The sequence below is a fragment of the Bradyrhizobium sp. NC92 genome (assembly GCF_025200865.1).
Lineage (GTDB): Bacteria > Pseudomonadota > Alphaproteobacteria > Rhizobiales > Xanthobacteraceae > Bradyrhizobium.
On record NZ_CP104171.1, the window covers coordinates 3,170,153 to 3,196,276 of the forward strand.

Here is a 26,124-nt window from a genome sequence, read left to right on the forward strand (position 1 = left end):
ATCCGCTCAGATCGAGTCCCAATTGTCCATCGGGAAATCCCTCATTTCCGGATGCGCCTTGAGGATCTGAATGACGTCGATCGTGGGGTGCTCCCTGAGCGCTTCCGCCACGCAATGGTTGACGTATTTGCGGCGCGACAGCCACGCGATCTTCTTGCCCTTGGCTTCGGCCTTGCAGGCGACGATTGCCTGCTTCACGGCCACTTTCTGCGCCTTGGTCAGCGGAGGCGCGGCAGCTTCGGCCGCTCCGCCGGCGATGGCGATGAAGATCATGGACGTCGACAGAGCTGTGATCAAACGAGACATGGTGATGCTTCCTGGTTTCCGACCCTGCGAAGATGTCTGTTCGTCTTGTTTAGTCCTTGCCGTTGCGTTCGCGGAGATAATCATCCGTCGTTCGCGGCGGCGTTCGTTCCGGAACGCCCTTGAACGGATCGAATTGTTGTTCGCTCATGACCACGACGCGGCAGTCTGCGCACATCCTGAGCGCCTCGATCCGCTTGTCGCCGGCCGGGTACATCCAGTGCCGGCCTTCGAGCTTGGCCGCGATGCGGTCGATCGTGCTCTTGACGCCGAAGGGCGTGCCGCAGCGGACACAGCGCGCGGGCTCCTCTTCCTTGATCGCAGCGGCGGGCGCGCGCGCCGCGCGGAAATCGATCTGCGGCTTGAGGCTGATGACCTTTTCCGGACAGGTGCTCTGGCACAGGCCGCACTGCACGCAGGCGTCCTCGATGAATTTCAGCACCGGCCGCTCGGGATCGTCGCGCAGTGCGCCGGTCGGGCAGGCCGAGACGCAGGAAAGGCACAGCGTGCAGCCATCGGTGTCGACGGCGATTGCGCCGACCGGCGCACCTTGCGGCAGCGCGATGACGTCGACCGGTTGCGGCGCCAGCCGATGCAGCTCGCTGAGGGCGAACCGCAAGAGATCGCGCCGCTTGCCGACGGTCTTGAAGGTTGCCGGCGTCGCGACCGCAGTGAGCGCGCCGATATCGGTCAAATGCTGGCCGAGCGCGTCGGGATCATCGGTTTCGATGGCGGCAAGGCGACGGCCCGCAAATCCAAGGCCGCCGAGGATCGCATCGGCCATCGCGATCGTCTGCGTCAATCCGGTCACGTCGTGGCGCGGCTTGCCACGGAGCAGGAAGCGCACGGCGGAGACGCCATAGGCGAAGGCGCCGACGATCGCCTCCAGCCCGACCTGCGTGAGCTCGTTGACGGCAAAGGGAAGCACGTTTGCCGGCAGGCCGTCGCCATGCCGCGCGAGTGCGTCGATCAGCGGCGTGCCGTGCGGGCTGTCATGAAAGAGCAGCACCGCATCCGCGCCACCGGCCTCGCGATAGGCGAGCAGCATGGCGCGAAGTCTCTGGAGCTGCGTATCGGCGGGCGGCAGCGCGTAGGAGACCGCGCTGGTTGGGCAGGCCGCCGCGCATTGGCCGCAGCCCGCGCAGATGTTCGGATCGATGGCGACATGATCGCCGACCGGCGTGATCGCCCCGGTCGGGCAAAGATCGAGACAGCGATGGCAGCCCGTGCGCTTCGAGCGCGAATGGGCGCAAAGCGCAGGCGCAACCTCGACATATCTGGGCTTGTCGAAGCTGCCGACGAGATCGCGCGCGGTCAGCACGGCGCGCAGCACCGCGGCGGGATCTTTCGCGTCGGCGCGGAGATAGCCGTCACGCAGGTCGTGGGCGGGAAACAGTGGCGGACCGCCGGAAAGATCGAGCACGATATCGCAGCGCGAGGTGACGCCGCTTCGCGGCGGTTCGAATACGAAGCGATCGCGCGAGGAGGGGCGGGGACGCGCATAGTCGTCGATTGCAAGCTCGAACGCGCCGAAATGTCCCTTCGCGGAGCGGATCGTGCCCTTCACGATCGGGAACACCGTTGCCGCCGGCGGAACTGTGTCATCGAGCTGCTTCAGCATCACCGTGACGTCGAGGTGATCGGCAAGCAGGCGGCCGGCCTCGATCGCGGCCTCATCGCGCCCGTAGATCAGGATGACGCCCTCGCTCGACAAGGTGACGAGCGGATAGTCCGGGGCGGGGATGGCGGCGGATGCGAGCAGGGCAGCCATTTTTGGCCCGGCGCGCGCGCCGCCGCGCGACCAGCCGGCGGTTTCGCGGATATTGACGAAGCTGATCGCGTCAGGCCGCTCGCCGGCCTCCTCCGAAAACTGCGCTGCCTGCTGCGTGCAGGCGACCGTCAACACGCCTTCTGTCGCGGCCATCTTGCGGAATGATTCGAGCTCCGCTCCGCAGAGGTGGCGAAAGCTCTTGACCTCACAATTCGGGCATCCGCGCCGGATCGCAGCCACGTCGAGGGGCATCGTGTCTTCGCACGAACAGATCAGGACGGTCTTCGACGGCTGCTCCAGGTTAAACCCTCCGCCCATTCGGACGCCGACGACGGACTCGCGCCGGCCCTTCGCCTCGTATAGACATTATCCATCGGGAAGAAAAGGAAAGCGGAGGACGGCCTGCCGTCGATCCCAGTGAGCCATGTTTCCGCGGCGGAACCGATCCACCTGCCGCCGCCTTTCACATTGGTGCGGTTGCGCGAGAGCGGCGACGCTTTTGCCCATGCATGCCGCATCGCACCGGAGAGGGGCGCCGGAACGCTCGTCTATATCGGCCGCTTTGACCTCGCCGAGTTCGCCGTGGTGCTCGAGCCGGCCGAGCCGTTGCGCAGCGCGCGGCGCGCGTTCTACGCCGGCATGGTTGCGCTCACGGATGCGCTTCGCGCCTACGCGCCGCCGAGCAAGCCGATCACGATCGGCTGGCCGGATGCGGTCAGGATCGACGGGGGGCTGGTCGGCGGCGGACGGTTGGGCTGGCTTTCCGGAGCTGACGAGGACGCGCCGCCGCCCTGGCTGGTGTTCGGCGCCATGATACGAACGGTTGCCATGAACGATGATGATCCAGGCGTCCACCCGCTGGCCTCGGCGCTCGACCAGGAAGGCTTTGGCGAGGCGGGCGCAGCGCAGATCACCGAGAGCTTCGCCCGGCACCTGATGCTGGCGCTGGACGGCTGGCGGGTCGACGGCTTTGACAGTGTCGCACGCGACTACCTCACCCGGATGCCGCGTGAAAGGCAGACGGTGCAGCGCATCGATGATCGCGGCGACCTCCTGACGCGCCGCGTCGGGACGGAGAGGATCGAACGGAGCGACCTCGTCCGGGCGCTCGCGGGCCCGTCCTGGCTCGATCCGGCCCTCGGAGGACCGCGCCTGTGAAGCTCCTGCGTACCATCGCGCTCGATCCCTCCGACACCTTCGTGTTCGACGTGGCGGCAGAGCCGGGCGAATGGGCCGTCTCCGGCGCTTTCCGCTTCTGGGATTGCGGTGGCGCGAAGCTCGAGGGCAAGGCACGCGCGGCGTTTCGCGGCGGTTTCCTCGGGGTGCAATCCTGGGGCTGGTCGACGTTGGCGCAGATCGTTCCGGCGACGGCAGACGATTACCACGGCCTCGTCGATCTCCTGGCGAGGCAACTCGTCGATCGTTTCGGCGCGCCGGACATGGCGGCGGCGAAAACGGCCGCGGAAGAGGAGGTCGCTTTCGCGCAGTCGCTCTGCAGCCATCCCATCAGCTCGCTTATTGCAGTGCACCGCACGTCAAGCGACGGTGAGGTCCGCGAGTCGTTCCGCCGGCTGCAGCTCCGGGAGGGGCAGGGGCATAGCAAGGCGTTCTCGTTCATGGAGATGGAGGACGACGTCCAGCCGGACGGCCATCTCAAGCTTGCGGATCTGGGCCGGGAGCCGACCGACAGATGAATGATTTCTGGATCGCCTGTGGTCATCACCTGCTCGATCGAGACGAGGGCGGCGGGCTGCGTGTCACGGACGAATTTCTCAAAGCCTATTTTGCCCGTCCCGAGCTGATGCCGCCGGACGAGGCGTGCCCGGTCGAACGCCGGCTGCATCGCGAATTGCTCGCCGACCCGCGCCAGGCGGTCAGCGCCGCCGAGATCGCCGCGATCCTCGATGCGGATGCCCGGGAGAATTGGCAGTTCGTGCTGGCGTTCCGCGATCTTCTGCTGCGGCATCCGACGCTCGAAGCCGCCTATCTTGCCTGGGTGCGCTCAGGGGCGAACGATCTGCCGCCGCTGTTCGTCAACCAGCTCGTCCACGTCATCCTGCGCAACGCGCTCGATGGCTGCGACGACCCGTTCGTGCTGCGCGCGGCCGAATTGTTCTTCCGGACCCAGCGCGTCCTGCCGCATGAGCACGCTTTGTTGCTGGGCGACGAGGAGGTCGTCGGCGGCCGGAGCCCGACCCCGGTGCTCTCGCTGATGTCGATGCTGGGCGCCACCACCGATGCGGTGGTGGAGGTGCTGGGCGAGGAGAATTCGGAGGAATACTGGCACCGTAGCGATCAGTTCGACATGGCTCTCGACCTGACCGCGGACGGCCGCGGACCTGTAGCGCTGGCGCAGGCGATGACGCGCTGGGTCGCCCATCTGCTCGGCATCGATGTCGTGATCGAGCCGCTACGGGCGCTGCACGAGGCAAAGCTGGCGTGGTATGTCGGGCTCGATGCCGATGCCACGAGGCTCGGCGACCGTCTGTGGCACGGCGAAGAGCTCGGCGAGCGCGAGGCCGATCGTGTGCTCGCGCTGTTCCGGCTGACGTTTGCGGATTCCGGCCGTGCCCTCGACGAGGTCGGGGATGAACCGGTCTACCTGATCCTGTCGATGACGGCGGATCAGAAGCTCCGGATGAAGCCACAGAATCTGCTGACCGGGCTGCCGGTGAAGCGCCGGGAGATGGCGACATGAGCCCTGCGGCATTGCCGTCCCTCTCGATTGCCGTCGGCGTCGTGGTCGAGCGGCGCAAGGCCGACTCGCCTTGGGTCGATTTCATCTGGCGCGGAATTGCCGTCCTGCCGGACGAGCCGTCGACGCAACCCTGGACCGTGCTTCGCGAGCAGGACGGCACGACCCTGTTCTATGCCGGAAGCGCGACGATCGATCTCTATCCGTCGGAAACGGCGCGCTATCGCGACAATCTCGCCTCCGGCCGTCCGAGCATTTGGATCGTGCTGTCACCCTCGGAGGGCGCCTGGCCCTATGCCGTCACCGCAGTGACCGCCGATCCCGCCGAGGGCGAAGGCTATACCGAAGCCGCCGACAATCTCGTCGAGGCCGCGCCGATGCCGGAGGTGCTGCGCGAAGCGATTGAAAGCTTCGTGGCCGAGCACCATGTCGAGCGGGAATTCGTCAAGCGCAAGCGGCGCCGCGCCGACCCGGAGGCGCTGGCGCGGCGCGAACATGAAGGCGGACAGGAATGAGTGAGGAGGACTTCCTTGCGCGTTGGTCCCGCCGCAAACAGCAATCGCGAGCGGAGCCGGCGAAGCCTGCCGCGGCGCAGCCCGCGTCGCCATCGGAAACCAAAGGGGACGAGACGGAACTCGATCTGTCGAGTCTGCCGTCGATCGACGAAATCAATGCCGCCACCGACATCACGGCCTTCCTCGCCAAGGGGATTCCTCGCGACTTGAGCCGTGCGGCTCTTCGCCGCGCTTGGGCGACCGATCCCGCGATTCGCGACTTCGTCGGGCTTGCGGAGAATGCATGGGACTTCAACGACCCAACGGCGATGCCGGGCTTTGGCCCGCTGGATTGCTCCTCGGAGGAGCTGGCAGCACTGGTCGATCGCATTGTCGGCGGCGTCCGGGAGGCGGCCCAGTCTCTCGCCGAGGGATCGATCGAAACGGGAAATTCTCCGGCGGAATCGTATCAAGCCGATGCGGGACTTGCTGCCAATGTCGTTGAGCCGCCGGATGAGACGGAGCAGCAGGCAATCGCTGCTGCAGTGCAACCGCCAGTGGGTGAAACATCTGCGATTTCTGCGGAACCTGTCAGGTCCCGAACGCATGGCGGTGCACTGCCGCGCTGAACCACGACCAAAGGCTATAGGTACAGGCTATGCCAGGCGATTGACCGTTGCTGGAACCGAGATTACGCTGCCTACTGCTTTGTAACAAAAGCGATAATCAAGCAGACGGGACTTGGATGGGAGGTCCACGTGCGTGATGACGGACTTGATCGCGCGATCGATGCTGCGGGCGGCATCGCTCAGCTTGCACGCAAAATAGGCATCAGTCAGCCGTCCGTGTCGAATTGGACCCGTGTGCCCGCACAACGGGTGGTTGCGGTCGAGATGGCGACCGGCGTTTCCCGAAACGATCTGCGGCCCGATCTTTACGGCGAGCAAGCCGGCTCCGCCGAGCTCGTCGATCCCATCGACGCGGCGCGCGCGCGCGAATACGCGCTGCTGGCGGTGCTGCTGTCTGCGCCTCCGTCGAAGCGTCTGCTCGATCAACTCGCCGCGTTGAGCGGTGACGCGACGCCGCTCGGGCGCGCGCATGCGGCGCTCGCCGACGTCGCCTCGAGCGCCGTCCCGGCCAAAGTCGAGCGGGAATATTTCGACCTGTTCGTCGGGCTCGGCCGTGGCGAATTGCTGCCCTATGCCTCCTATTATCTCACGGGCTTTCTCAACGAACGGCCCTTGTCGCGCTTGCGCGGCGACCTGATGACGCTCGGCATCGAGCGTATCGCCAACAATTCCGAACCCGAAGATCACGCCGCCATCCTGTGCGAGATCATGTCGGGTCTTGCCGATGGCCGCTTCGATGCCGCGCCCGAGGCGCAGCGTGCCTTCTTCGAAAAGCATGTTTCGCCCTGGATGGGGCGGCTGTTCGCCGACATGGAGAACGCGGGAGATGCCCGTTTCTATCGCGCAGTCGGTGCGCTCGGCCGCACCTTCATCGAAATCGAGACGGAAGCATTCACATTCGCCAGCTGACCGAGGCGCTTCGGTCCGGGAGAGATGCGATGAGTGACGAGACGAAAGCAAAGGTCGGACGCCGCGATTTCCTTCGCAAGGTCGGCTTGGGCACGGCCGGTGTCGGCGCGACGCTTGCGACGCCCTTGGTCGGGCCTGCCCAGGCCGACAGCGAAACCAACGATGACAAGCGCAAGGCGCGCTACAAGGAATCCGATCACGTCAAGACGTTCTACCGCGTCAACCGTTATCCGGCTTGAGAGGGGAGGCTGCCCGTGCTTATCAAGCGAACACACCAGCGTTCCGATCGCCGAGGTTCCGTGGCCGAATCCCTTGCGGGCCAAGGCGGGGGACTTGATCGCCGCACATTCCTGCGAAAGTCGGGCCTTGCCGGCGGCGCGCTCGCCGCGCTCGGGGCCATGCCGGTCGGCAACGTGCGCAAGGCGGAGGCGGCCGCAGCCGGCCCGCTCGCGGCCGGCGCCACCGTCAAGAAGAGCATCTGTACCCATTGCGCCGTGGGCTGCACGGTGACGGCGGAAGTGCTCAACGGCGTCTGGATTGGGCAGGAGCCGAGCTGGGATTCGCCGATCAACCGCGGCTCGCATTGCGCCAAGGGCGCGTCAGTGCGCGAGCTCGTGCACAGCGATCGCCGCCTGCGCTATCCGATGAAGCTGGTGAACGGGCAGTGGACGCGCGTGTCGTGGGACACGGCGGTGAACGAGATCGGCGACAAGCTGCTGCAGGTTCGCGAGAAGTCGGGCAGCGATTCCGTCTATTGGCTGGGCTCGGCCAAGATGACCAACGAAGGGGCCTACCTGTTCCGCAAGTTCGGCGCGTTCTGGGGCACCAACAACACCGATCACCAGGCGCGGATTTGCCACTCCACCACCGTCACCGGCGTCGCCAATACCTGGGGCTATGGCGCGATGACGAACAGCATCAACGACATGCGCAACTCCAAGACGATGCTGTTCATCGGCAGCAACGCGGCGGAAGCGCATCCCGTCAGCATGCAGCACCTGCTCGAATCCAAGGAGATCAACAAGGCGAATTTCATCGTCTTCGATCCGCGTCTGACCCGCACCGCGGCACATGCCACCGAATATGTCCGGATCCGTCCCGGCACCGACATTCCCGTGCTCTACGGCATGATGTGGCACATCCTGAAGAACGGCTGGGAGGACAAGGAATTCATTGCCCAGCGCGTCTACGGTTTCGACGACCTGCGCAAGGAGGTCGAGAAATGGAATCCGCAGGAGGTCGAGCGCGTCACCGGCGTGCCCGCCGCGCAGCTCGAGCGCGTCGCCAAGACGTTCGCGACGGTCAAGCCCGCGACCATCATCTGGTGCATGGGCCAGACCCAGCACACGGTCGGCACCGCCAACGTGAGGGCGAGCTGCATCGCGCTGCTGATGACGGGCAACGTCGGCAAGGCCGGGGCCGGCGCCAACATTCTGCGCGGCCATGACAACGTGCAGGGCGCGACCGACGTCGGCCTCGATATCGTGACGTTGCCGTTCTACTACGGCCTCGCGGAGGGCGCCTGGAAGCACTGGTCCCGGGTCTGGGAGGTCGATTACGACTATCTCGTCTCCCGCTTCGACGAGAAGAAGCAGATGGAGACGCCAGGCATCCCGCTCACGCGGTGGTTCGATGCCGCGCTGTTGCCCAAGGCCGACGTCGCGCAGAAGGACAACGTCAAGGCCGTGTTCGTGCAAGGCCACGCCAGCAACAGCATCACGCGCATTCCCGAATCGCTGAAGGGCCTGAAGGCGCTGGAACTGCTGGTGATCGCGGATCCGCACCCGACCACCTGGGCGGCCCTGGCGGTCGAGGCCGGGCGCAAGGACGGCGTCTATATCCTGCCCGTGGCCACGCAGTTCGAATGCACGGGATCGCGCGTCGCCTCCAACCGCTCGATGCAGTGGGGCGAGCAGATCGTCAAGCCGATCTTCGAATCCAAGGACGACCTCGAGATCATCTATCTGATGGCGAAGAAGTTCGGCTTCGCCGACAAGATGTTCAAGAACATCAAGGTCGAGAACAATCTTCCTGTCGCCGAGGACGTGCTGCGCGAGATCAACCGTGGAAGCTGGTCGACCGGTTATTGCGGCCAGTCGCCGGAGCGCATCAAGGCGCACATGAAGAACCAGCACAAGTTCGACCTGGTGACGATGCGCGCACCCAAGGACGATCCGGAAGTCGGCGGCGATTATTACGGCCTGCCTTGGCCGTGCTGGGGCGCGCCCGAGGTGAAGCATCCCGGCTCGCCGCTGCTCTACAACAACGATCTGCACGTCATGGACGGCGGCGGCGCATTCCGCCCGCGCTTCGGCATCGAACGCGAGGAGAAGCTGCCGGACGGCACGACGCGCAAGGTGAGCCTGCTCGCCGACAAGTCCTTCTCCAAGGGCTCGGAGATCGAGGACGGCTATCCCGAGTTCACGCTGGCAAGCCTGAAGAAGCTCGGTTGGGACAAGGATCTCACCGAGGCTGAAATGGCGACGATCCAGCGGGTCAACTCGGCCAATCCGGATGCGGTGTCCTGGGCGCTCGACCTCTCCGGCGGCATCCAGCGCGTCGCGCTGAAGCATGGCTGCGTGCCGTTCGGCAACGGCAAGGCGCGCATGAATGCGTTCGGTCTGCCGGATCCGATCCCGGTGCATCGCGAGCCGATCTACACGCCGCGCGTCGACCTCGTCGAGAAATATCCGACCTTGCCCGACGCCAAGCAGTTCCGCCTGCCCAACATCGGCTTCTCGGTGCAGAAGGCGGCGGTGGAGAAGGGGATCGCCAAGCAGTTCCCGCTGATCCTGTCCTCCGGGCGTCTCGTCGAATACGAAGGCGGCGGCGAGGAAACCCGCACCAATCCGTGGCTCGCCGAATTGCAGCAGGACATGTTCATCGAGATCAGCCCGGCCGATGCCGCCGATCGCGGCATCAAGGACGGCGGCTGGGTCTGGGTGAGCGGCGCCGAGAACAATTCCCGTGCCCGGATGAAGGCGCTGGTGACCGAACGCGTCGGCAAGGGCGTCGCCTGGATGCCGTTCCATTTCGGCGGCTGGCTCGGCGGCAACGACCTGCGCAAGAACTATCCCGCCGGCACCGATCCGATCGTGCTGGGCGAGAGCGCCAACACGATCACGAGCTACGGCTACGATCCTGCAACGGGCATGCAGGAGCCGAAGGTCACGCTTTGTCAGATCGTCGCAGCCTGAGAGGAGCACGCACATGGCTCGGATGAAATTTCTCTGCGACGCTGATCGCTGCATCGAGTGCAACGCCTGCGTCACCGCCTGCAAGAACGAGCACGAGGTGCCCTGGGGCATCAACCGGCGGCGCGTCGTCACCATCAACGACGGCAAGCCGGGCGAGCGCTCGATCTCGATGGCCTGCATGCACTGCACGGACGCGCCCTGCGCGGCCGTGTGTCCGGTGAACTGCTTCTACACCACGGCCGATGCGGTGGTGCTGCACTCCAAGGACCTCTGCATCGGTTGCGGCTATTGCTTCTACGCCTGTCCGTTCGGCGCGCCGCAATATCCGAAGGTCGGAAACTTCGGCTCGCGCGGCAAGATGGACAAATGCACCTATTGCGCCGGCGGCCCGGAGGCCGACGGCAGCAAGGAGGAATACGAGAAATACGGTGCGAACCGGCTGGCCGAAGGCAAGCTGCCGCTGTGTGCCGAGATGTGCTCGACCAAGTCCTTGCTTGCCGGCGACGGCGAGATCATCGCGCAGATTTACAAGGAGCGCGTCATGAAGCGCGGCTACGGCTCGGGTGCGTGGGGCTGGAAGACCGCATATCGCGAGACAATCGAGTCCTGACGTGGGCAGCTGACGGGCGCGCAAGACCGGGGAGGACGTGATGGCGTCGTTTGGAAGGTTCGTTCGTCTGGCGCTGGGCGCCTGGGCGCTGCTTTTGTTGGTGAACATGGCGCCCGCGAGCGCTCAGCAGGTCAACCCGACCGCGAGCTCGGTCAAGGAGCAGCAGCTCCTGCAGGAGCTCAACCGGATCCAGGGCCGCGTCAGTATTCCCGATCAGCGCTCCGGCGTGCTCGAGCAGCCGCAGGGACGGGAATGGCGGGAATTCCGCAATGTGACGCTGCGCTGGATCGGCGGCATCGCCATCCTCGGCGCGATCGCGGCCGTCGTGATCTTCTATCTCACCGTCGGGATGGTGCGTCTCGAAGCCGGACGGTCCGGCCGCACCATCGTGCGCTTCAACGCCTTCGAGCGGTTCGTGCACTGGCTGACGGCGACCTGCTTCATCGTGCTGGCCATTTCCGGGCTGAACATCACGTTCGGCCGGCCGCTCTTGCTGCCGCTGATCGGTTTCGAAGCGTTCTCGGAATGGTCGCAATGGGCCAAGTACGCGCACAATTATCTGAGCTTCCCGTTCACTCTCGGCGTCGTCCTGATCTTCCTGATGTGGATCGGCGGCAATATCCCGAACAAGGTGGATATCGAATGGGCCAAGCGCGGCGGCGGGCTGATCGGACATGACCATCCGCCGGCTTACCGCTTCAACGGCGGCCAGAAGATGATCTACTGGATCGTCGTGATCGGCGGCGCACTGGTCGCAGCGTCGGGCTACGCCCTGATGTTCCCGTTCTACGGCACGGGGATCGAGGGCATGCAAATGGCCCAGATCGTTCACTCCATCGTGGCGGTCCTGTTCGTCGCGGCGATGATCGGGCACATCTATATCGGCACGATCGGCATGGAAGGCGCGTTCGAGGCCATGGGCTCGGGCGAAGTCGACGTCAACTGGGCCCGCGAGCACCATAGCCTCTGGCTCGACGAGCAGAAGGCGCGAACGGGGCCGAACGACGGGCAGCCGCAACCCGCGACCGCAGCGGCCGAATAGGCGGTTCTTGCGCGGACGGGCCGGGCTTAGCGCGCCGGCTCTTTCGCAAACAAGACGGAGCGGTCCTGCAGCTCCTGCTCGGGAAGCTTGTCGGCCTTTCCTGTCTGCATGTCTTGAATGGACGCCATGCCGGGCTGACCGAAATGAGGCACGGCCTGCGGCCTGAACACGCTGTTGGCCGCACCGGCGAGAAGCATGGCTGCAATAAGCGAGAGCATGAGGAGTTTCATGCGCGTCTCCGTCTGCCATCTCCACCCGGCACGATGAATACATCCGGATCGTCAAACCCGATGTGAGCCGCTTCACAACGATCGGTTCCACTTGTGTGGAGACAGAGCCTGTTCTGGAAGCCGAATTCTTCCATCAGGCCAGCCATTTGGCTCCCATTCCGTCGGCTCGTCAGGCGTCACCGCGCAACTGGTCCGGCTCTTGCTCTTGCCAGTATGAGAGATTTTGATAAACCTCATACCGTAAAGGCGGGCGAATGGAACGAGCAGCGATGCGGACTTTGCGGGCGATCGAGCCCGGAACGGTGGCGCTGCTCGGCGGGCTCGTCGCCGCCAACCTCGCCGCATGGGCCTGGGCCTTCACGCTGTTCGGTGAGCGGCCGACGGTGATGGCGACCGCCTTGCTGGCCTGGGTGTTCGGCCTGCGCCACGCCGTCGATGCCGACCACATTGCCGCGATCGACAACGTCGTGCGCAAGCTGATGCATGCCGGTGAGACGCCGCGCAGCGTCGGCCTCTATTTCGCGCTCGGCCATTCCACCGTGGTCGTGATGGCGACCATGCTGCTGGCACTGGGCGTCGTGACCTTTGGCGGCGACAGCCTGCTCAAGGAGGTCGGCGGTCTCATCGGCACCTCGGTCTCGGCGCTGTTCCTGCTCGCGGTTGCCGCGATCAATCTCGTCATTTTCGCCGGCCTGTGGCGGACGTTTCGCGCGGCGCGGGAGCAGGGCGTTCACGACGCTGCGCAGCTCGATGCGCTGCTTGCCGGCCGCGGCGTGCTGGCGCGGCTGCTCGGCCCGATGTTCCGCCTGGTGACGAAGCCGTGGCACATGTACCCGCTCGGCTTCCTGTTCGGCCTCGGCTTCGACACCGCGACCGAGATCAGCCTGCTCAGCATTTCCGCCAGCGAAGCCGCGCGCGGTGCCTCGCTCGCCGACGTGCTGGTTTTCCCCGCGCTGTTCGCTGCAGGCATGGCGCTGGTCGACACGGCCGATTCGGCACTGATGGTGAGCGCCTATCGCTGGGCCTTCGTCGATCCCCTGCGCAAGCTCTGGTACAATCTCACGATCACCGGCGCCTCCGTCGCGGTCGCGCTGTTCATCGGTGGGATCGAGGCGCTCGGCCTGATCAGCGATCGGCTCGGCCTCTCCGGCGGCGCATGGGCGCTGGTCGAGGACCTCAACGAGTCGCTTGCCAATGTCGGCTTTGTCGTGATCGCGCTGTTCGCGGCCGCATGGCTCGTCTCGGTCGTGCTCTATCGCCGCATGTTCGCGAACGGCCGTCGCCGCGCCGGCACCAAGGTTCTGGAATGCACTGATGCGACCGAGGCGGCCTAGGCTGCCCGACCTACGCGACCGTTCGAGCGACGTCTTACGACTGCTCGGACATCGTCAGCCGGGCGCGTGCGGGTTGGCGCGTCCTGCGCGCGGCAATGGCCGGCACGAGCGTGGGCGGTTCCCCGGCGAGGCGGAGCGCAAAATAGGCAATGGTCGCCTGAAGCCCGTCCTTCAGCGCCACCTTCGGACGCCATCCCAGGATCTTCTCGGCGGCATCGATCACAGGCTTGCGTCGCCTGGGATCGTCCTTCGGCAGGGGCTCGAAGCGCAGCGGGGAGGCCGATTCGGTGCATGCCAGCACTTCACGGGCGATCGCCTCGATCGTGACCTCGTGCGGATTGCCGAGATTGCACGGACCACTGACCGAGGCGGGGCTCTCCATCAGGAGCTGTAGTCCCCGCACCAGATCGTCGACGAAGCAGAAGCTGCGGGTTTGCGTGCCCTGGCCGTAGATCGTGATCGGCTCTCCGCGCAGCGCCTGCACGATGAAGTTGGAGACGACGCGGCCGTCATTCTCGAGCATGCGCGGCCCGTAGGTGTTGAAGATGCGCGCGACCTTGATCTCCGTCCCGTGCATACGCCGGTAGTCGAACATCAGCGTCTCCGCGGCGCGCTTGCCCTCGTCGTAGCAGGCCCGCGGCCCGATCGGGTTGACGTTGCCGAGATAGGATTCCGGCTGCGGATGCACTTCCGGGTCGCCGTAGACCTCGCTGGTTGAGGCCTGAAGGATCCGGGAGCCCTTCTGCCGCGCCAGTTCGAGCAGGTTGATCGAGCCGAGCACACAGGTCTTCATCGTCGCGACCGGATCGACTTGATAGTGGCGGGGCGAAGCCGGACAGGCGAGGCTGTAGATCCGGTCGATCTCGCCCTCAATCTCGATGGGATCGCGCACGTCATGCTCGATGAAGCGGAAGTTCGGATGATTGAGCAGGGGCCGGATGTTGTCGGTGGTTCCCGTGAACAAATTGTCCAGGCAGATCACCATGCTGCCGCGTTGCAGGAGCGCGTCGCAGAGATGCGATCCGATGAAGCCGGCGCCGCCGGCGACCAGGACCGTCGGCGAGCGGCGGGACGCTTGGATGCGGGTCTGGAGCGTCATGATGTGGCCTTTCAGAGTTGGGCGACCTGCATGGGGCGAACGACGGGGAGTGGCGCCGTCTTGCGGCGGCGCCGCGCGGCTGCCTCGGCGTAGTAAGTCTCCAGCTGCCGCGCGCGATGGTCGGGCGTGTGATCGGCCAGAACCCGCCGCCGCGCGTTATGGGCGATCGTGCGCCGTTGTTGTTCCGGCATGTCGCGCAGGATCTCGACGACCTCGCGCGGGCTGGTTGCCAGCAGGATTTCCTTCGACGGCGCGAAGATCGTCTCGATCCCCGGCCAGCGGTCCGAGATCACGGGCGTGCCGCAGGCGGCGGCTTCGAACAGCCGGACGCTCGGGGAGAAGCCCAGCGCCTTCATGTCGGCGCGGGTGGCGTTCAGCGTGAAACGCTGCGCCGCGTAGAACTCCGGGTGCTGCTTGGGCGAGAGGTGCTCGATCCGTGCGACGTTGGCGGGCCAGGCGATATCGTCCGGATATTGCGCGCCGGCGACGACGAATTGATCCGACGGCAGCGTGCGCGCGGGTGCAAGCAGCAGCTCGTCGAGAACGGGCTGCCGGTCCTCGCTGTAGGTCCCGAGATAGCCGAGCGCCCATTTCGGCTGCGCCTGCTTCGGTGCGTAGGTCTCCGCATCCGCGCTGCAATAAAGCACGCGCGCGAGCGGACTGCCGTAGCTCTGCTCGATCATGCCGGGCACCGGTCCGCCGGTGAAGGAGAGATAGAGATCGAAGCGCGGGATCATTGCCGCCGAAAGATAGTCGAGGCCTTGCTCCAGCCGCGCCAGGGTAACAGGCGTGTCGATGTCGTAGAACGCCGTCACGCCCCTCGCATGGGTCGTGGTCCATTCGGCGATCGCGATGCCGTCGGGAACATAGGAGCCGATGATGACCAGATCGGCGTCGCGGATCAGCTTGCCGAACTGGCGCGGAACATCCTTCAAGGATTGGTACAGTTCGACCGTCCAGGCAGCGGGCTTGGTCAGGTCGCGGTGGTCCCGATACCAGGGCACGTCCCGCTCCAGGAACGTGACGCTGTGACCTCGTCGCGCCAGCGCTTCGATCAGGGCGCGGTAGGTCGTCGCATGACCGTTGCCCCAGGACGAAGTGACCGAAAGACCGATGGCGACGATGGAGAGGTTCATTCTGCTACCTCGATTCGGGAGCTGTTGGCGACGAAGAGATCGTTGAACTGACGGGCGCGCTGCCGATAGGTGTGCTGGCTGAGGATGCGTGCGCGGGCGCGGCGGGCGATCGACCGGGCTCGCTCCGGATCGAGCGCCGCGAGGTGCTCTGCCACCTCGGCCCCGCCAGCGGCGACCAGCACCTCGCGGCCGGGTTCGAGGAAATGATCGATGCCGGCCCATTGGTCGGTGATCAGGCAGGCGCCGGCGCCGATCGCTTCGAACACACGCGTTGGCGGGGAGAAACCGTAGCGCGCCATGCTGTCGCGATTGACGTTGAGCGTGGCGAGCCCGGAGCCGAAGAACGCGTTGTGATCGGCGGTGCCGACATGGCCGACCTTGCGCAGATTGGCGGAGGCGTCCTTGTCGTCCCAGCCGGAGCCGCCGAGCACGAACGACTTTTCGGGCAGGCGGCGTGCAATGTCGAGGAAGAAATGCTCGACGCGCTTCTCGCGGTCAGGCAGGCGGTTCGCCAGCAGGCTGAGATCGCAGGCGAAGCGCGGATTGGGCGGCGAGGGAAAATGCGTGGCCGGATCGAGCGCGTTGTAGATCGGCACGCAGTCCCGCGCGCCCATCGATCGATACGCGGATACGACGGGCTCGCCGCCGCCATAGGTCAGGACCATGTCGTAGCAGGGGATCGCGCGACGCAGATGATGCTGCGGATCGCTTTCCATCGCCTCGAGCGTGGCGGGAGCATCGACGTCCCAATAGATCCGCGTCAGCCGCGAGGGCAGCTCGGCGACGGCGTTCTCCAGCTCGAGATCAAAGACGCCGACGCCGCTGGCCTTGACCAGCATGTCGGCCGATTGTGCGGCGGTGTCGAGCGAGCGGCGCCAGCCGTCCGCGGTCGCGGGATAGACGACCACCCTGGCCCAATCCGGCTCGTCGATGTCGCGATGCGACTGGCGCTCGAAGGCGTCCGGTTCGTAGAAGGTGACCTCGTGGCCAAGCGCTGCGATCTCCTTCAGCATGCCGCGATAGTAGGTGGCGGCGCCATTCCAGTAGGACGAGACGAGGCTGGATCCGAAGAAGCAGATCTTCATGCAACGGCTCCGATGTCGTGCTGAGGCCGTGCCGAACGACCCGAATCCCTGATGTCGGTGACGATGTCGATGAGCTGCTCGGCGCGGTGGCGGCAGGTATGACGATCCCTGATGACCTTCAGGCCGGTCGCCACCATCGCGGCAGAGAATTGGGGATCGTCGATGACAGTCCGAAGCGCCTGCTTCATCTGCGCGCCATCGGCAACGCTGAGATAGGCGCTCTCGGGGAACAGGCCTTCCGTATCCGACCAGGGCGCCGAGACCAGGGGAATGCCGCAGGCCAGCGCCTCGAACACGCGGATGGTTGGGATGCCCGGAAGCAGGGCGACGTAAGGTCCGCGCGGCACATGGATGGTCGCACGCGCGCCGGCGAAGGCGACGGGGGCCCAGTGCGCCGGCAGCCAGCCACCATAGCGGATGCCTGCGCTCCTGATGGTGTGAAGTGCGCCATCTGAATAACGGACGCCATGGACGCTGGCGCGCAGCTTCAGCTCCGCCACGGGCGTGACCAGGAACTCATTCAGCTCGGCGCTGCGCTCGCCGTCGCCCCAATTGCCGATCCAGACCAGATCGTCGGTGCGCTCGACCTGCGGCAGCGGATGATACAACGCGACATCGGCGGCCTCGTGCCAGGTGAAGACCCGGTCGGCCCAGCCGAGCTTCAGATAGATCTGCCGAAGCACCTCGCCGAAAGCGAGCACGCCATCGAATCCGTCGAGATCGAATTGCGCAAGCTCCTCAGGTGCGCTGACCGCGCGGTGATGGGTGTCGTGAAACAGCAGGGTGAAGGACGCGTCTTGCGCCCGCCTGCGCCCGATCTGCGCGATGAGGTCGGGCGAATTCCATTCGTGCACGATGACGAGATCGGCGCCGTCAAGCGCCCGCGCGAGATCGAGGCCGGTATCGTAGCGGCGGATGTCGATGCCGGAAAAGAGCACGGGAATGTCCTCCATGGCATGACTGCCGCCTTCGCGGATCGCGTTCAGCCGGCTCCAGCCGTCGATGGGTTCGAACACGACGACCTCGTGTCCGAGCGCATGGAGCTCGCGCGCATAGCCACGGAGGAAATGCGCGTTGCCGTTGTTCCAGCAGGAGGTGAAGGCATGGTAGAACAGGACGCATTTCATGCGCGCACCTCGATCTGGCTGGCCGCCGCGCTCGTCCGGCTGGATGCGATCAGGTCCTGGTAGAGCCCGAGATAAGCGCTCGTCATGCGCGTCAAGGAATAGGTCAGGGATTGCTCGTAGGCAGCGCGCTGCAGCTTTGCTCGACCCCTATCGTCAGCGCAAAGCTCTGCCAGTGTCCGATGCAGCGCGACGCTGTCGGCGGGATCGACGAACAAGGCGGCGCCGCGCCACAATTCCCGGAACGTCGGGATGTCGGACAGGACCAGCGCGCAGCCCGCGGCGGCGGCTTCCAGCACCGAAAGGCCGAACGGTTCATAGAGTGCGGGGCTGACGAAGATCGCTGCATGCTGCAAGCGCGTCTCCAGCGCCCCGTGCGGCAGCTCTCCGAGCCAGGTGACGTCAGCTGACAGACGTGCATCGCTAGGACCAGCCACCTCGACCGGCCAATCCAGCCCGGGCGCGGCGGTGGCGAGCGCTTCGATGTTCTTGGCACGATCCCACAGCCGTCCCGCCGCGAAAATCACGCCCTGCTTCCGTCCAGAAGGGGCGCGTGGCGCAATTCCGTTCCAGATCACCGTGCCGCGCGATCGCGGCTGATAGATCGCCGTCATGTCGTCGTGGAAGGCCCGGCTCGGACAGACCCAGGCCTGCGTGATGTCGAGCGCCGCGGCAACCCGTTCGCTGTAGCGGCGCCATCTGGGTTCGCCGAGCCAGGCCGTATCGTGGCAGGCGAGCGCCCAGGAGTTCACGCAGGAATGCGCCACCAGCACGGTCGGGGCGTGCCAGGCAAAGGTCGCCTCGCGAAAGCTGTTCAGATGCACGACATCAGGCACCAATCTGGCTTCGAGGTTCGCAAGCACGCGCCTTGCGTCGGAGACGTTCCGCCCCTCCGGGTCCTGCCATTCGAGTGCGAGGTCCGTCTCGATCAGGTGCACGCTGGTCTCACGCAGCATCTGACGCTGATCGACACGCGCCCGCGGGCCCAGCGTCACGAGCGTGACGTCGGCCCCGGACGCAGCGAGACTGGCGGCAAGGGCGCAGGAATAGGTCCAGACGCCGCCGACCGTGTCGGTCGTCATCATGATCCTGATGTCGGCGCCACGGCTCATGAGGCCACCTGGAGTTCGAGGGTGTCGAGCGGGACCGGGCGATCGTTCTGCACGTCGCTGAACTGGTCGAACATCGCGAGATAGTGCTGGTGCGCGCGCTCCCAGGCGACATCGTCAGGCTCGCCCCAGAGCTTCCGGTAGTCGGGCGAGCCGGGATAGGGATAGAGCGGCACCGGATCGTTGGCCCAGACGCCGGCATCCTGCATCGTGCGGCGCCAGCGCTGCACCACGGGATCGTCGTCCTCGGGCACCTCGATCAGATTGGCCTGCACGAAGGGGACGTGGCGGCGGGCTTCGACCAGCCGGTCGGCGAGCTGATCCGTCGTCATCTTGCAGTTCTTGGCCAGGGCCGCGCGCCCTTCCACGGTGAGGCTCTCGATGCCGGCTTCGATCGAGACGCAGCCGGCGCGCCCGAGCAGGGCGAGAGTGTCGGGCTTCCACAAATCGATCCGCGTCTGCACGCCGAACTTCAGCCCGCGCGTGGTCAGGCCCTCCAGGAGCTCGCGATTGGGAAGAAAGATCTCGTCGATGAAGTAGACGTACTCGATGCCGTGACGGCGCAGACGATCGATCTCGTCGAGAATCATGGCGGGCGGCCGCTTCCGGTAGGCGTTGCGGAAATTCTCCTTGGCGCAGAACGTGCAATTGTACGGACAGCCGCGTGAGGCCTCCACCTCGGCGCCCGGCGCCATCGGCTCGGCCTCAAAGCGGTGATGATGGTGATGGTGACGCCGGATCATCTCGTCCGGCCAATCGAGCACGGGCTGATCGCCGAACGCGACCGCCTGTGGGCCGCCATTGACCCGGAGTGAAGCACCGTCGTCGAAGCACAGGCCGGGAAAGTCCCGTTCGCCATTGGCGAGCCGCAGCAGCGACGCCTCGCACTCACCCATCACGACGATGTCGACGCCGAGCTTCTTCAGGGCGGTCTTCGGCGTGGTCGAACCATGCGGGCCGACCGCGATCAGGGTCGGCGCGAGGTCCCGCGCCGCGATGGCGAGCTGCTGCGGCACACGCAGCTCGGGCGGCGCGCAGCGCCAGAACAGATAGGTCGGTGCGGTGGTGAAGACGATCTGGTCGGGACCAAAGGCGCGCAGCTCGGCCTCGATCTCAGGGAGGGAGAGATCGTACATATGCGCATCGAGCAGCAGCGTGTTGTGGCCCGCCGCCTTCAGATAATGCTCGGAGATGCCGAGCTCGAGTGGCAGGTGAGGCGAGCGGCAGCCGAAATAGATGCTGCCCGAAAAATCCCAGTTGGGATTGATGAGGGCGACCCGCGTCATGCCAGAGCCTCGCTTCTGTCCTGTGATCCGAAGCGACTGTCGAGCCAGGTGTGGAGTGAGCGCAGGCCGTCGGCGAGGGGCATTTGCGGCGTCCAGCCGAGCGCGGTCGCGAGCGCCCGCGTGTCGGTCACGTACCAGGGCTGATCGCCCGGCCGCCAGTCCGCAAAGCGATAGCTCACCTTGCGGCCCGTCAGCTCGGTGATTTGGTCGATCAACTCGAGCAGGCTGACCGCATTCGCCGGACCGCCGCCGAGATTGAAGACGCGCCCGCGGGCCAGCGCGATGTGGTCGAGCGCCGCGAGCCAGGCGCTCACCGCGTCCGACACGTGCAGCGCGTCGCGGACCTGCTTGCCGTCGCCGTAGATCGTCAGCGGATTGCCGCTGATGGCGCTGAGCAGGAAGTGCGCGATCCAGCCCTGATCCTCGGTGCCGAATTGCCGCGGCCCGTAGATGCAGCTCATGCGCATCACCACGGTCTGCAGCCCGAACACCCGGGCATAGTCGTGCACGTATTGATCGGCGGTGCCCTTGGAGCAACCATAGGGGCTGTAGAAATCCAGCGGCGCGTTCTCCGAAATGCCCCCGGCGAGCAGATCATTGACCGGCGTGTAGCGGCGGTCGGTGGGCGCGATCTCGCTGTCCTCGATCAGGCGCCCATAGACCTTGTTGGTCGAGGCAAAGATCACCGGGGCCGAAGCGTTGTGCAGGCGAACGGCTTCCAGCACGTTCAGCGTGCCGCGCGCATTGATCTCGAAGTCGGCCGAGGGATCGCTGACGCTGTCGGTCACCGCGACCTGGGCTGCGAGGTGCAGCACGGCCCGCGCCTCGCGCACGGCGTCGATCACCGGAATCGGGTCGCGGATATCGGCCACAGTGATCGCGACCCGGTCGCCATGCCGGGATTTCAGCCATTGCGCGTTCTCGCGCACGCCGGCGCGGGCGAGATTGTCCAGCACCAGAACGCGATCGCCCCGCTCGGCGAGACGGTCGGCGAGATTGCAGCCGATGAAGCCGCAGCCGCCGGTGACCAGGACGGGTCTGTTGTCTTGCTCACTCATCACGCGACCAACCCTCGTTGCAGCAGCTCACGGGTCGCCCGTTCTGCCTGATCGTCGGCGATCTGGTCAGCGAGGTAGCCGGCGAGCTCTTCAAGGCCGTCCTTGAACGCGACATGCGGCTCGAAGCCGAGCAGGTCGCGTGATTTGCCGATATCGGCGAAGCAGTGCCGGATGTCGCCGGCACGGTATTTCCGCGTGATCTCTGGATCGATCTCGCGCCGTCCCATCACCTGCGCCAGATCTTCGGCCACCGACAGAATGGTGCGGCTCTGGCCCGAACCGACGTTGAAGACGTCCTGGGCGTGGTCGGATTCGAGCGCCATGCGGCAGGCGCGGGCGACGTCGTGCACGTGGACGAAATCGCGCCGCTGCAGGCCGTCTTCGAAGACGAGCGGCGGCCGGCCGTTGAGCAGCCGCGCGGCGAAGATGGCCAGCACGCCGGTATACGGATTCGACAGCGCTTGCCGCGGACCGAACACGTTGAAGAAGCGCATGCCGACGGTCGGAATGCCGTAGGCCTTGCCTGTGATCAGGCACATGCGCTCCTGCGCATATTTGTTCAGGGCGTAGATCGAGCTCAGCGACGGCTGCTTGGTCTCAGGGGTGGGCACGGGATCGAGCGCATGGCCTGCATGATCCCGCAATTCCCACTCGCCCTTGCGAAGCTGCTCGATCGGTCGTTCGTCGCCGGCGACGACGCTTCCAACGGCATCACGATACAGGCCTTCGCCGTAGATGCTCATCGAGGATGCCACCACCAGCCGTGCGACCGGTCGCTTGGCGAGCGCCTGCAGCAGCACGGCGGTGCCAAGCTCGTTCGTCCTGACGTAGGGCTCGATGTCGTACATGCTCTGGCCGACGCCGACGGCGGAGGCGAGATGCAGGACCATGTCGGCGCCGCGCAAGGCCTGTTCGACCGCGGCGGCATCGGTGACGTCGCCGACCACGAGCTCGGCGTCGTCGGCGAGATAGACGGGCCGCTGACGGTTGCCGCCATGGACCTGCGGAGAGAGATTGTCGAGAAGGCGGACCTCGTAGCCGGCCGCAAGCAGCACGTCCGCCGTATGCGAACCGATGAATCCCGCGCCCCCAGTGATCAATACTCGCGTCATTCACCGCTCCGTGCCGCATGGGACCGATCCGTTCGGACCGGCCGATGATGAGAGTTGAAGCGCGCTTTGCTCGGTCGGGCGACCTGCGCGCCAGTCACGTCTGGGAATTAGAAGCGGTGCTAGGAATGTTCGTTCCTGCGAAACCTACAAACGAAAAGTTCTCTAACCTGGATCAATAACCCAGGTGAATCCCGGCTAGAAATGCGCGCCATGAAGCGACGCCGGCAGGTCGAGATGTCTTGCAACGGTCGCGCCGATGTCGGCAAAGCCGGCGCGCCGGCCGATCGGAGACGTCGATTGTGCGGCCCACGTCAGGATCGGGACCTGCTCACGCGTGTGATCGGTGCCGTTCCAGGTCGGATCGCAGCCATGATCGGCGGTGATGATCAGGAGATCGTCGCTTCGCAGCCGGCTCAGCAGCTCGGGTAGGCGGGCGTCGAAGGCTTCAAGCGCCGCGGCGTAGCCCGCTACGTCGCGACGGTGGCCGTAGAGCGTGTCGAAATCGATGAAGTTCGCGAACAGCAGCCCGCCTTCTGCAAGGCCTGCCAGCCCATCGAGCGTGGCATCGAAAAGCGCCGCATTGCCGTCGCCGCGCAGGTTTCGCCCGGTGCCGCGATGAGCGAAGATGTCGTCGATCTTGCCGATCGTCACGATCTCGCGGCCGGCAGTTTCTGCAAGGTCGAGGATGGTTCGCTCGGGCGGCGGGACCGAGAAATCGCGCCGGTGGGAGCTGCGCTTGAAGCTGTCCGCGCTCGTTCCGACGAACGGACGCGCGATGACGCGGCCGATGTTGAGGGGATCGACCAGCCGCCTCGCGACCGCGCAGACGTCGTAGAGCCGCTCGAGCCCGAACGTCTCCTCGTGCGCCGCGATCTGGAACACGCTGTCGGCCGAGGTGTAGCAGATCGGCTCGCCACTGCGCATGTGGCGTTCGCCGAATTCGGCGATGATGTCGGTGCCGGAAGCATGGCAGTTGCCGAGGATGCCGGGCAGTCCGCCTTGTTCGCACAGCTTCGTTACGAGATCGCGCGGAAAGCAGGGTTGGATCTTAGGAAAATAGCCCCAATCGAACGCGACAGGCACGCCGGCGATCTCCCAATGGCCTGATGGCGTGTCCTTGCCCCTCGAGATCTCGCTGGCGCAGCCATAGCGCGCATGTTGTGTCCGGCCGTCGAGCCCGGGCGGGATCCGGCCCGTGGAGAGGCGGCAGGCCTCGCCAAGGCCCTGCGCCACGAGGTTGGGCAGGCGCAGCGGGCCCTCCCGTTGCGGACCATTGGCACGGCCGGCCATGCACGCATCCGCGATGTGGCCGACGGTGTCGGCACCCTCGTCGCCGTAATTGACAGCGTCGGGCGCCGCGCCGATTCCGACGGAATCCATCACCAGGATCAGGGCACGCATGTCGGCTCCCTGATCGGTGGAGAGGCGCCAATGGAGGCGGCGGGACCGGTCTTGGTGCAATAGCGCTCGATCATCTTCGCGCAGAAGTCGGCGAACTCGTTGACGTCGAGCGGCGGGCTGGTGTGATGCGGTTCGAGACCGCGGTGCTCCGGCGTGAAGCAGAACGTCACGGTGACCTCGAACTCGGCCAGCGCATCCATCTGGCGGTCGAACCAGTCCAGCGCGTTGGGACGGAAGCTGTCGGCCCATGACAGCCCGGTCCGCAAGTGCCTCACGCCGAAGCGGCGCATCCAGCGCACGGCGTCATCGAGGCGATGGTCCTCGAAGTGAAACCACTGGCACAGGCCCATGTCGGCGGCATATTGCCCGAACAGCTCCGCGGCGGCTTTCGGCGTTCCATCCTCGCGCAGCAGGCCCATGTGGAAATGCCGGTAGTAGGAGGACCCTTCGGCTTCCTTGTGCCGGGTGGTCGCCTCCCAGGCCGAAGGCAGGTCATAGAGGCTGTACCAATGGATGCGCGGCGCGCGGCCGATCAGGAGCTCGGCGGTGCGCGACAGGCCCCACGCCTGAACCTCCTCGGCGCCGAACGAGGAGACGCCGACCTCGGTCACCCAGACCGGGAGCGAGGTGACGGCCCTGATCTCCTCGATCTTGGCCGGCCATTCTCCGATCAGCCATAAATTCCAGTCGAGCGGAAAGCCGTGCACGGCGACGGCGTCGACGTGATCGAGCACGCCGCGCGCCTGCATGTTGCGCATGAAGGACGGGTCGATCGGCGAGATGCCACCGAGCACGCGCGGCAAGGTCGGATGTGCACTGCGGATGGCCTTTCCGGCCGCGAGCGCCAGGTTGGCGAACATCGCCCAGTCCGGGTCGATCAGGATGTCCCAATGCGACTTGTTGTTGGGCTCGTTCCAGATCTTGGCCGCCTCGATCATCGGCCCGCCTCCCGTGACGGATAGACCGGCCCGTCAGCCTGCGGCCGCGTCGTGCGCTTGCACAGGTAGACTTCCTCCTCGGGATGGGCCGCGATGGCAAAGCCGGCGCTGCGCAGCATGGCCTCGACGCAGGCGCGATTGGGCACCCACCAATTGGTGGGGTCGTCGGCATATTTGTGCTCGATGAAGTGCAGCTTCGGGTAGCCGGAGGAACCGAACTGGTCGGTGGTCCAGAAGTCGTAGTTCTTCTCGATCGCATCGACGTGGCTGTCGCCGCGCTGCATCGACTGGAACAGCAGGAGATCGCCGGCGACATGCTCATGGATCAGGTCCAGCGCCAGCAGCGGGTGTCGCAGATGATAGAGCACGCCCATGAAGATCACGAGGTCGAATTGTTCACGGAGCTGCCCGACATCATAGGCCGACATCTTGCGAAATTCGATCCTGAGCCCGTTGACCTCGGCCGCGAAGCGGGCCTGGGCCAGATATTCCTCGTCGGTGTCGAGGCCGAGCACGCGCTCGGCGCCGCGCCGTTTCATCTCCATGGCGTAGAAGCCGGCATTGCAGCCGATATCGAGCACGGTCTTGCCTTCGAGCCGGTCCGGGATGATGCCGGAGAAGCGCTGCCACTTCACATTGGGATAGTCGCCGAGAAAGTGCGACGGCGCGGTCGGCACGCCCTGGAGGTCGAGATTGTGAAACCATGGCCCCAGCGCATCGACACGCTGGCGGATTTCCTCACGGGAGAGGGCGCCTATGGTCATGCAATCGCTCCGTTGTTGACTATGACAGGTCGGGCCCCGTCCGATGAGGCGTGGGCCCGCGACTTGGAGCGGCCCTCGGCGCTCTCGGCAAGCAGGGCCATCGCCGTGCGATAGCCGTCGATGGTGCCGACATCGACGTAGGATTCGCCGGCCTTGACGCCGATGCCGTTGCCGCCGGCCGCAAGATAGGCGTTGACCAGCGTCCCGAAATATTCGTCGCCGCGTTCGCGTGCGTGCCACAGCGACTGCAGCTGGCGGAAGCCGTGCGCCGACATCTTGAAAGCACCCCAGATCCAGCGCGAGGCTGCATTCGGCTGCTTGACCTGGATCTCCGTCACCTGCTCGCCGTCCAGCACGACCGCATCGAAGAATTCGGGATGCTCGACCGGGAACAGCAGGAACGAGAGGTCTGCGTCGGGCAGGGACTGCAGGGCCGCCTTGGGAAACCAGACCGTGTCGGGCAGGCCGACCATGACATCCTCGTGCTGCCCGACGACGGTGCTTGCCCTGAACACGGCGTCGCACAGGCCGGAGGCTTCGGGCTGCACCACATAGGCGAGCTCGGCGCTGCCGTAATGGTCGCCGAAATATTCGAGGATGTCGGACTTGCCCGGCGAGATCACGAAGCAGATCTTGTCGGCGCCGCCGAGGATGAGGCGCTCCAGCAGATATTCGGAGACGGCACAGGGACGGTCGATACCGTCGTCGCGCCGGCTGCCGACCGGCAGCAATTCCTTCGAGAAGGCAAGCGGCTGGATTCGGCTGCCGCGGCCCGCGGCCGGAACGATGCCCCACATA

The 26,124-nt window shown here is 65.6% G+C and carries 26 protein-coding genes; 11 read left to right on the forward strand and 15 right to left on the reverse strand.

Features of this window, described 5'->3' with window-relative positions; genetic code table 11:
• Window positions 1-6 precede the first annotated feature (6 nt).
• Window positions 7-306 (reverse strand): hypothetical protein, encoded by a 300-nt coding sequence (locus tag N2602_RS14660; protein ID WP_246571057.1) that lies wholly within the window; start codon window positions 304-306, stop codon window positions 7-9.
• Between the two features lie 49 nt (window positions 307-355).
• A complete protein-coding gene (locus N2602_RS14665) occupies window positions 356-2,326 on the reverse strand; it encodes a 4Fe-4S binding protein (RefSeq protein ID WP_260383073.1) in 1,971 nt (656 codons plus the stop codon).
• 165 nt (window positions 2,327-2,491) lie between these two features.
• On the opposite strand from N2602_RS14665, the gene N2602_RS14670 reads away from it, so the two are divergent.
• From N2602_RS14670 to N2602_RS14715, 10 genes are all read left to right on the forward strand, one after another.
• Window positions 2,492-3,232, forward strand: coding sequence for a biotin/lipoate--protein ligase family protein (locus N2602_RS14670; RefSeq protein WP_260383074.1), 741 nt, complete (start codon window positions 2,492-2,494; stop codon window positions 3,230-3,232).
• Window positions 3,229-3,768, forward strand: a complete 540-nt coding sequence (locus N2602_RS14675) for a DUF6505 family protein (protein ID WP_260383075.1) — start codon at window positions 3,229-3,231, stop codon at window positions 3,766-3,768. Before N2602_RS14670 ends, N2602_RS14675 begins: the two co-directional genes overlap by 4 nt.
• Window positions 3,765-4,772: a DUF6352 family protein gene (locus tag N2602_RS14680; protein WP_172784434.1), complete on the forward strand. Its 1,008-nt coding sequence runs from the start codon at window positions 3,765-3,767 to the stop codon at window positions 4,770-4,772. Before N2602_RS14675 ends, N2602_RS14680 begins: the two co-directional genes overlap by 4 nt.
• The gene (locus N2602_RS14685) at window positions 4,769-5,284 is read left to right on the forward strand and encodes a DUF3305 domain-containing protein (protein ID WP_260383076.1); all 516 of its coding nucleotides are present in this window, start codon (window positions 4,769-4,771) and stop codon (window positions 5,282-5,284) included. The genes N2602_RS14680 and N2602_RS14685 overlap by 4 nt, the downstream gene beginning before the upstream one ends.
• Window positions 5,281-5,892: a DUF3306 domain-containing protein gene (locus N2602_RS14690; RefSeq protein ID WP_260383077.1), complete on the forward strand. Its 612-nt coding sequence runs from the start codon at window positions 5,281-5,283 to the stop codon at window positions 5,890-5,892. The genes N2602_RS14685 and N2602_RS14690 overlap by 4 nt, the downstream gene beginning before the upstream one ends.
• A 129-nt stretch (window positions 5,893-6,021) precedes the next feature.
• A complete protein-coding gene (locus N2602_RS14695; RefSeq protein WP_212256723.1) occupies window positions 6,022-6,801 on the forward strand; it encodes a molecular chaperone TorD family protein in 780 nt (259 codons plus the stop codon).
• 29 nt (window positions 6,802-6,830) lie between these two features.
• The gene (locus tag N2602_RS14700; RefSeq protein ID WP_260383078.1) at window positions 6,831-7,040 is read left to right on the forward strand and encodes a twin-arginine translocation signal domain-containing protein; all 210 of its coding nucleotides are present in this window, start codon (window positions 6,831-6,833) and stop codon (window positions 7,038-7,040) included.
• Between the two features lie 15 nt (window positions 7,041-7,055).
• Window positions 7,056-9,998, forward strand: coding sequence for a formate dehydrogenase subunit alpha (locus N2602_RS14705; protein ID WP_260383079.1), 2,943 nt, complete (start codon window positions 7,056-7,058; stop codon window positions 9,996-9,998).
• A gap of 13 nt (window positions 9,999-10,011) precedes the next feature.
• Complete coding sequence (gene fdh3B, locus N2602_RS14710) at window positions 10,012-10,608, forward strand: formate dehydrogenase FDH3 subunit beta (protein WP_027571966.1); 597 nt, start codon at window positions 10,012-10,014, stop codon at window positions 10,606-10,608.
• 40 nt (window positions 10,609-10,648) lie between these two features.
• The gene (locus tag N2602_RS14715) at window positions 10,649-11,650 is read left to right on the forward strand and encodes a formate dehydrogenase subunit gamma (protein ID WP_212256719.1); all 1,002 of its coding nucleotides are present in this window, start codon (window positions 10,649-10,651) and stop codon (window positions 11,648-11,650) included.
• 26 nt (window positions 11,651-11,676) lie between these two features.
• Here the strand turns inward: N2602_RS14715 and N2602_RS14720 are convergent, their stop codons facing one another.
• Complete coding sequence (locus tag N2602_RS14720; RefSeq protein ID WP_260383080.1) at window positions 11,677-11,880, reverse strand: hypothetical protein; 204 nt, start codon at window positions 11,878-11,880, stop codon at window positions 11,677-11,679.
• 254 nt (window positions 11,881-12,134) lie between these two features.
• Here N2602_RS14720 and N2602_RS14725 point away from each other — a divergent pair, with 254 nt between their 5' ends.
• On the forward strand, window positions 12,135-13,214 hold the full coding sequence (locus N2602_RS14725; RefSeq protein WP_260383081.1) for a HoxN/HupN/NixA family nickel/cobalt transporter: 1,080 nt from the start codon (window positions 12,135-12,137) through the stop codon (window positions 13,212-13,214).
• A 34-nt stretch (window positions 13,215-13,248) separates the two neighbouring features.
• Here the strand turns inward: N2602_RS14725 and N2602_RS14730 are convergent, their stop codons facing one another.
• The 12 genes from N2602_RS14730 to N2602_RS14785 form a co-directional block, all read right to left on the reverse strand.
• Window positions 13,249-14,313, reverse strand: coding sequence for a UDP-glucuronic acid decarboxylase family protein (locus tag N2602_RS14730; RefSeq protein ID WP_260383082.1), 1,065 nt, complete (start codon window positions 14,311-14,313; stop codon window positions 13,249-13,251).
• An 11-nt stretch (window positions 14,314-14,324) separates the two neighbouring features.
• Window positions 14,325-15,449, reverse strand: coding sequence for a glycosyltransferase (locus N2602_RS14735; RefSeq protein ID WP_260383083.1), 1,125 nt, complete (start codon window positions 15,447-15,449; stop codon window positions 14,325-14,327).
• Window positions 15,446-16,534, reverse strand: coding sequence for a glycosyltransferase (locus N2602_RS14740; protein ID WP_260383084.1), 1,089 nt, complete (start codon window positions 16,532-16,534; stop codon window positions 15,446-15,448). The genes N2602_RS14735 and N2602_RS14740 overlap by 4 nt, the downstream gene beginning before the upstream one ends.
• Window positions 16,531-17,661: a glycosyltransferase gene (locus N2602_RS14745; protein ID WP_260383085.1), complete on the reverse strand. Its 1,131-nt coding sequence runs from the start codon at window positions 17,659-17,661 to the stop codon at window positions 16,531-16,533. Before N2602_RS14745 ends, N2602_RS14740 begins: the two co-directional genes overlap by 4 nt.
• Window positions 17,658-18,770, reverse strand: coding sequence for a glycosyltransferase family 4 protein (locus N2602_RS14750; protein WP_260383086.1), 1,113 nt, complete (start codon window positions 18,768-18,770; stop codon window positions 17,658-17,660). The genes N2602_RS14745 and N2602_RS14750 overlap by 4 nt, the downstream gene beginning before the upstream one ends.
• A complete protein-coding gene (locus tag N2602_RS14755; RefSeq protein ID WP_260383087.1) occupies window positions 18,767-20,053 on the reverse strand; it encodes a TIGR04295 family B12-binding domain-containing radical SAM protein in 1,287 nt (428 codons plus the stop codon). Before N2602_RS14755 ends, N2602_RS14750 begins: the two co-directional genes overlap by 4 nt.
• Complete coding sequence (locus N2602_RS14760; RefSeq protein ID WP_260383088.1) at window positions 20,050-21,111, reverse strand: SDR family NAD(P)-dependent oxidoreductase; 1,062 nt, start codon at window positions 21,109-21,111, stop codon at window positions 20,050-20,052. The genes N2602_RS14755 and N2602_RS14760 overlap by 4 nt, the downstream gene beginning before the upstream one ends.
• Window positions 21,111-22,223: an NAD-dependent epimerase/dehydratase family protein gene (locus N2602_RS14765; protein WP_260383089.1), complete on the reverse strand. Its 1,113-nt coding sequence runs from the start codon at window positions 22,221-22,223 to the stop codon at window positions 21,111-21,113. Before N2602_RS14765 ends, N2602_RS14760 begins: the two co-directional genes overlap by 1 nt.
• 195 nt (window positions 22,224-22,418) lie before the next feature.
• Window positions 22,419-23,624 (reverse strand): phosphopentomutase, encoded by a 1,206-nt coding sequence (locus N2602_RS14770; RefSeq protein ID WP_260383090.1) that lies wholly within the window; start codon window positions 23,622-23,624, stop codon window positions 22,419-22,421.
• Window positions 23,612-24,562 (reverse strand): beta-xylosidase, encoded by a 951-nt coding sequence (locus N2602_RS14775; RefSeq protein WP_260383091.1) that lies wholly within the window; start codon window positions 24,560-24,562, stop codon window positions 23,612-23,614. The genes N2602_RS14770 and N2602_RS14775 overlap by 13 nt, the downstream gene beginning before the upstream one ends.
• Entirely contained in the window at window positions 24,559-25,326 is a 768-nt protein-coding gene (locus tag N2602_RS14780) for a TIGR04290 family methyltransferase (RefSeq protein ID WP_260383092.1), read from the reverse strand. Before N2602_RS14780 ends, N2602_RS14775 begins: the two co-directional genes overlap by 4 nt.
• Window positions 25,323-26,123: a nucleotidyltransferase family protein gene (locus N2602_RS14785; protein ID WP_260383093.1), complete on the reverse strand. Its 801-nt coding sequence runs from the start codon at window positions 26,121-26,123 to the stop codon at window positions 25,323-25,325. The genes N2602_RS14780 and N2602_RS14785 overlap by 4 nt, the downstream gene beginning before the upstream one ends.
• Between the last annotated feature and the right edge of the window lies 1 nt (window position 26,124).

What these genes read in the sequence shown, in the direction of transcription:
- N2602_RS14785 (WP_260383093.1), bottom strand. Translation starts at nt 26,123, where the DNA reads ATGTGGGGCATCGTTCCGGCCGCGGGCCGCGGCAGCCGAATCCAGCCG.
- N2602_RS14685 (WP_260383076.1), top strand. Translation starts at nt 4,769, where the DNA reads ATGAGCCCTGCGGCATTGCCGTCCCTCTCGATTGCCGTCGGCGTCGTG.
- N2602_RS14765 (WP_260383089.1), bottom strand. Translation starts at nt 22,223, where the DNA reads ATGACGCGAGTATTGATCACTGGGGGCGCGGGATTCATCGGTTCGCAT.
- N2602_RS14665 (WP_260383073.1), bottom strand. Translation starts at nt 2,326, where the DNA reads ATGCCCCTCGACGTGGCTGCGATCCGGCGCGGATGCCCGAATTGTGAG.
- N2602_RS14740 (WP_260383084.1), bottom strand. Translation starts at nt 16,534, where the DNA reads ATGAAGATCTGCTTCTTCGGATCCAGCCTCGTCTCGTCCTACTGGAAT.
- N2602_RS14775 (WP_260383091.1), bottom strand. Translation starts at nt 24,562, where the DNA reads ATGATCGAGGCGGCCAAGATCTGGAACGAGCCCAACAACAAGTCGCAT.
- N2602_RS14745 (WP_260383085.1), bottom strand. Translation starts at nt 17,661, where the DNA reads ATGAAATGCGTCCTGTTCTACCATGCCTTCACCTCCTGCTGGAACAAC.
- fdh3B (WP_027571966.1), top strand. Translation starts at nt 10,012, where the DNA reads ATGGCTCGGATGAAATTTCTCTGCGACGCTGATCGCTGCATCGAGTGC.
- N2602_RS14725 (WP_260383081.1), top strand. Translation starts at nt 12,135, where the DNA reads ATGGAACGAGCAGCGATGCGGACTTTGCGGGCGATCGAGCCCGGAACG.
- N2602_RS14755 (WP_260383087.1), bottom strand. Translation starts at nt 20,053, where the DNA reads ATGACGCGGGTCGCCCTCATCAATCCCAACTGGGATTTTTCGGGCAGC.
- N2602_RS14735 (WP_260383083.1), bottom strand. Translation starts at nt 15,449, where the DNA reads ATGAACCTCTCCATCGTCGCCATCGGTCTTTCGGTCACTTCGTCCTGG.
- N2602_RS14700 (WP_260383078.1), top strand. Translation starts at nt 6,831, where the DNA reads ATGAGTGACGAGACGAAAGCAAAGGTCGGACGCCGCGATTTCCTTCGC.
- N2602_RS14780 (WP_260383092.1), bottom strand. Translation starts at nt 25,326, where the DNA reads ATGACCATAGGCGCCCTCTCCCGTGAGGAAATCCGCCAGCGTGTCGAT.
- N2602_RS14760 (WP_260383088.1), bottom strand. Translation starts at nt 21,111, where the DNA reads ATGAGTGAGCAAGACAACAGACCCGTCCTGGTCACCGGCGGCTGCGGC.
- N2602_RS14770 (WP_260383090.1), bottom strand. Translation starts at nt 23,624, where the DNA reads ATGCGTGCCCTGATCCTGGTGATGGATTCCGTCGGAATCGGCGCGGCG.
- N2602_RS14750 (WP_260383086.1), bottom strand. Translation starts at nt 18,770, where the DNA reads ATGAGCCGTGGCGCCGACATCAGGATCATGATGACGACCGACACGGTC.
- N2602_RS14690 (WP_260383077.1), top strand. Translation starts at nt 5,281, where the DNA reads ATGAGTGAGGAGGACTTCCTTGCGCGTTGGTCCCGCCGCAAACAGCAA.
- N2602_RS14680 (WP_172784434.1), top strand. Translation starts at nt 3,765, where the DNA reads ATGAATGATTTCTGGATCGCCTGTGGTCATCACCTGCTCGATCGAGAC.
- N2602_RS14720 (WP_260383080.1), bottom strand. Translation starts at nt 11,880, where the DNA reads ATGAAACTCCTCATGCTCTCGCTTATTGCAGCCATGCTTCTCGCCGGT.
- N2602_RS14715 (WP_212256719.1), top strand. Translation starts at nt 10,649, where the DNA reads ATGGCGTCGTTTGGAAGGTTCGTTCGTCTGGCGCTGGGCGCCTGGGCG.
- N2602_RS14660 (WP_246571057.1), bottom strand. Translation starts at nt 306, where the DNA reads ATGTCTCGTTTGATCACAGCTCTGTCGACGTCCATGATCTTCATCGCC.
- N2602_RS14730 (WP_260383082.1), bottom strand. Translation starts at nt 14,313, where the DNA reads ATGACGCTCCAGACCCGCATCCAAGCGTCCCGCCGCTCGCCGACGGTC.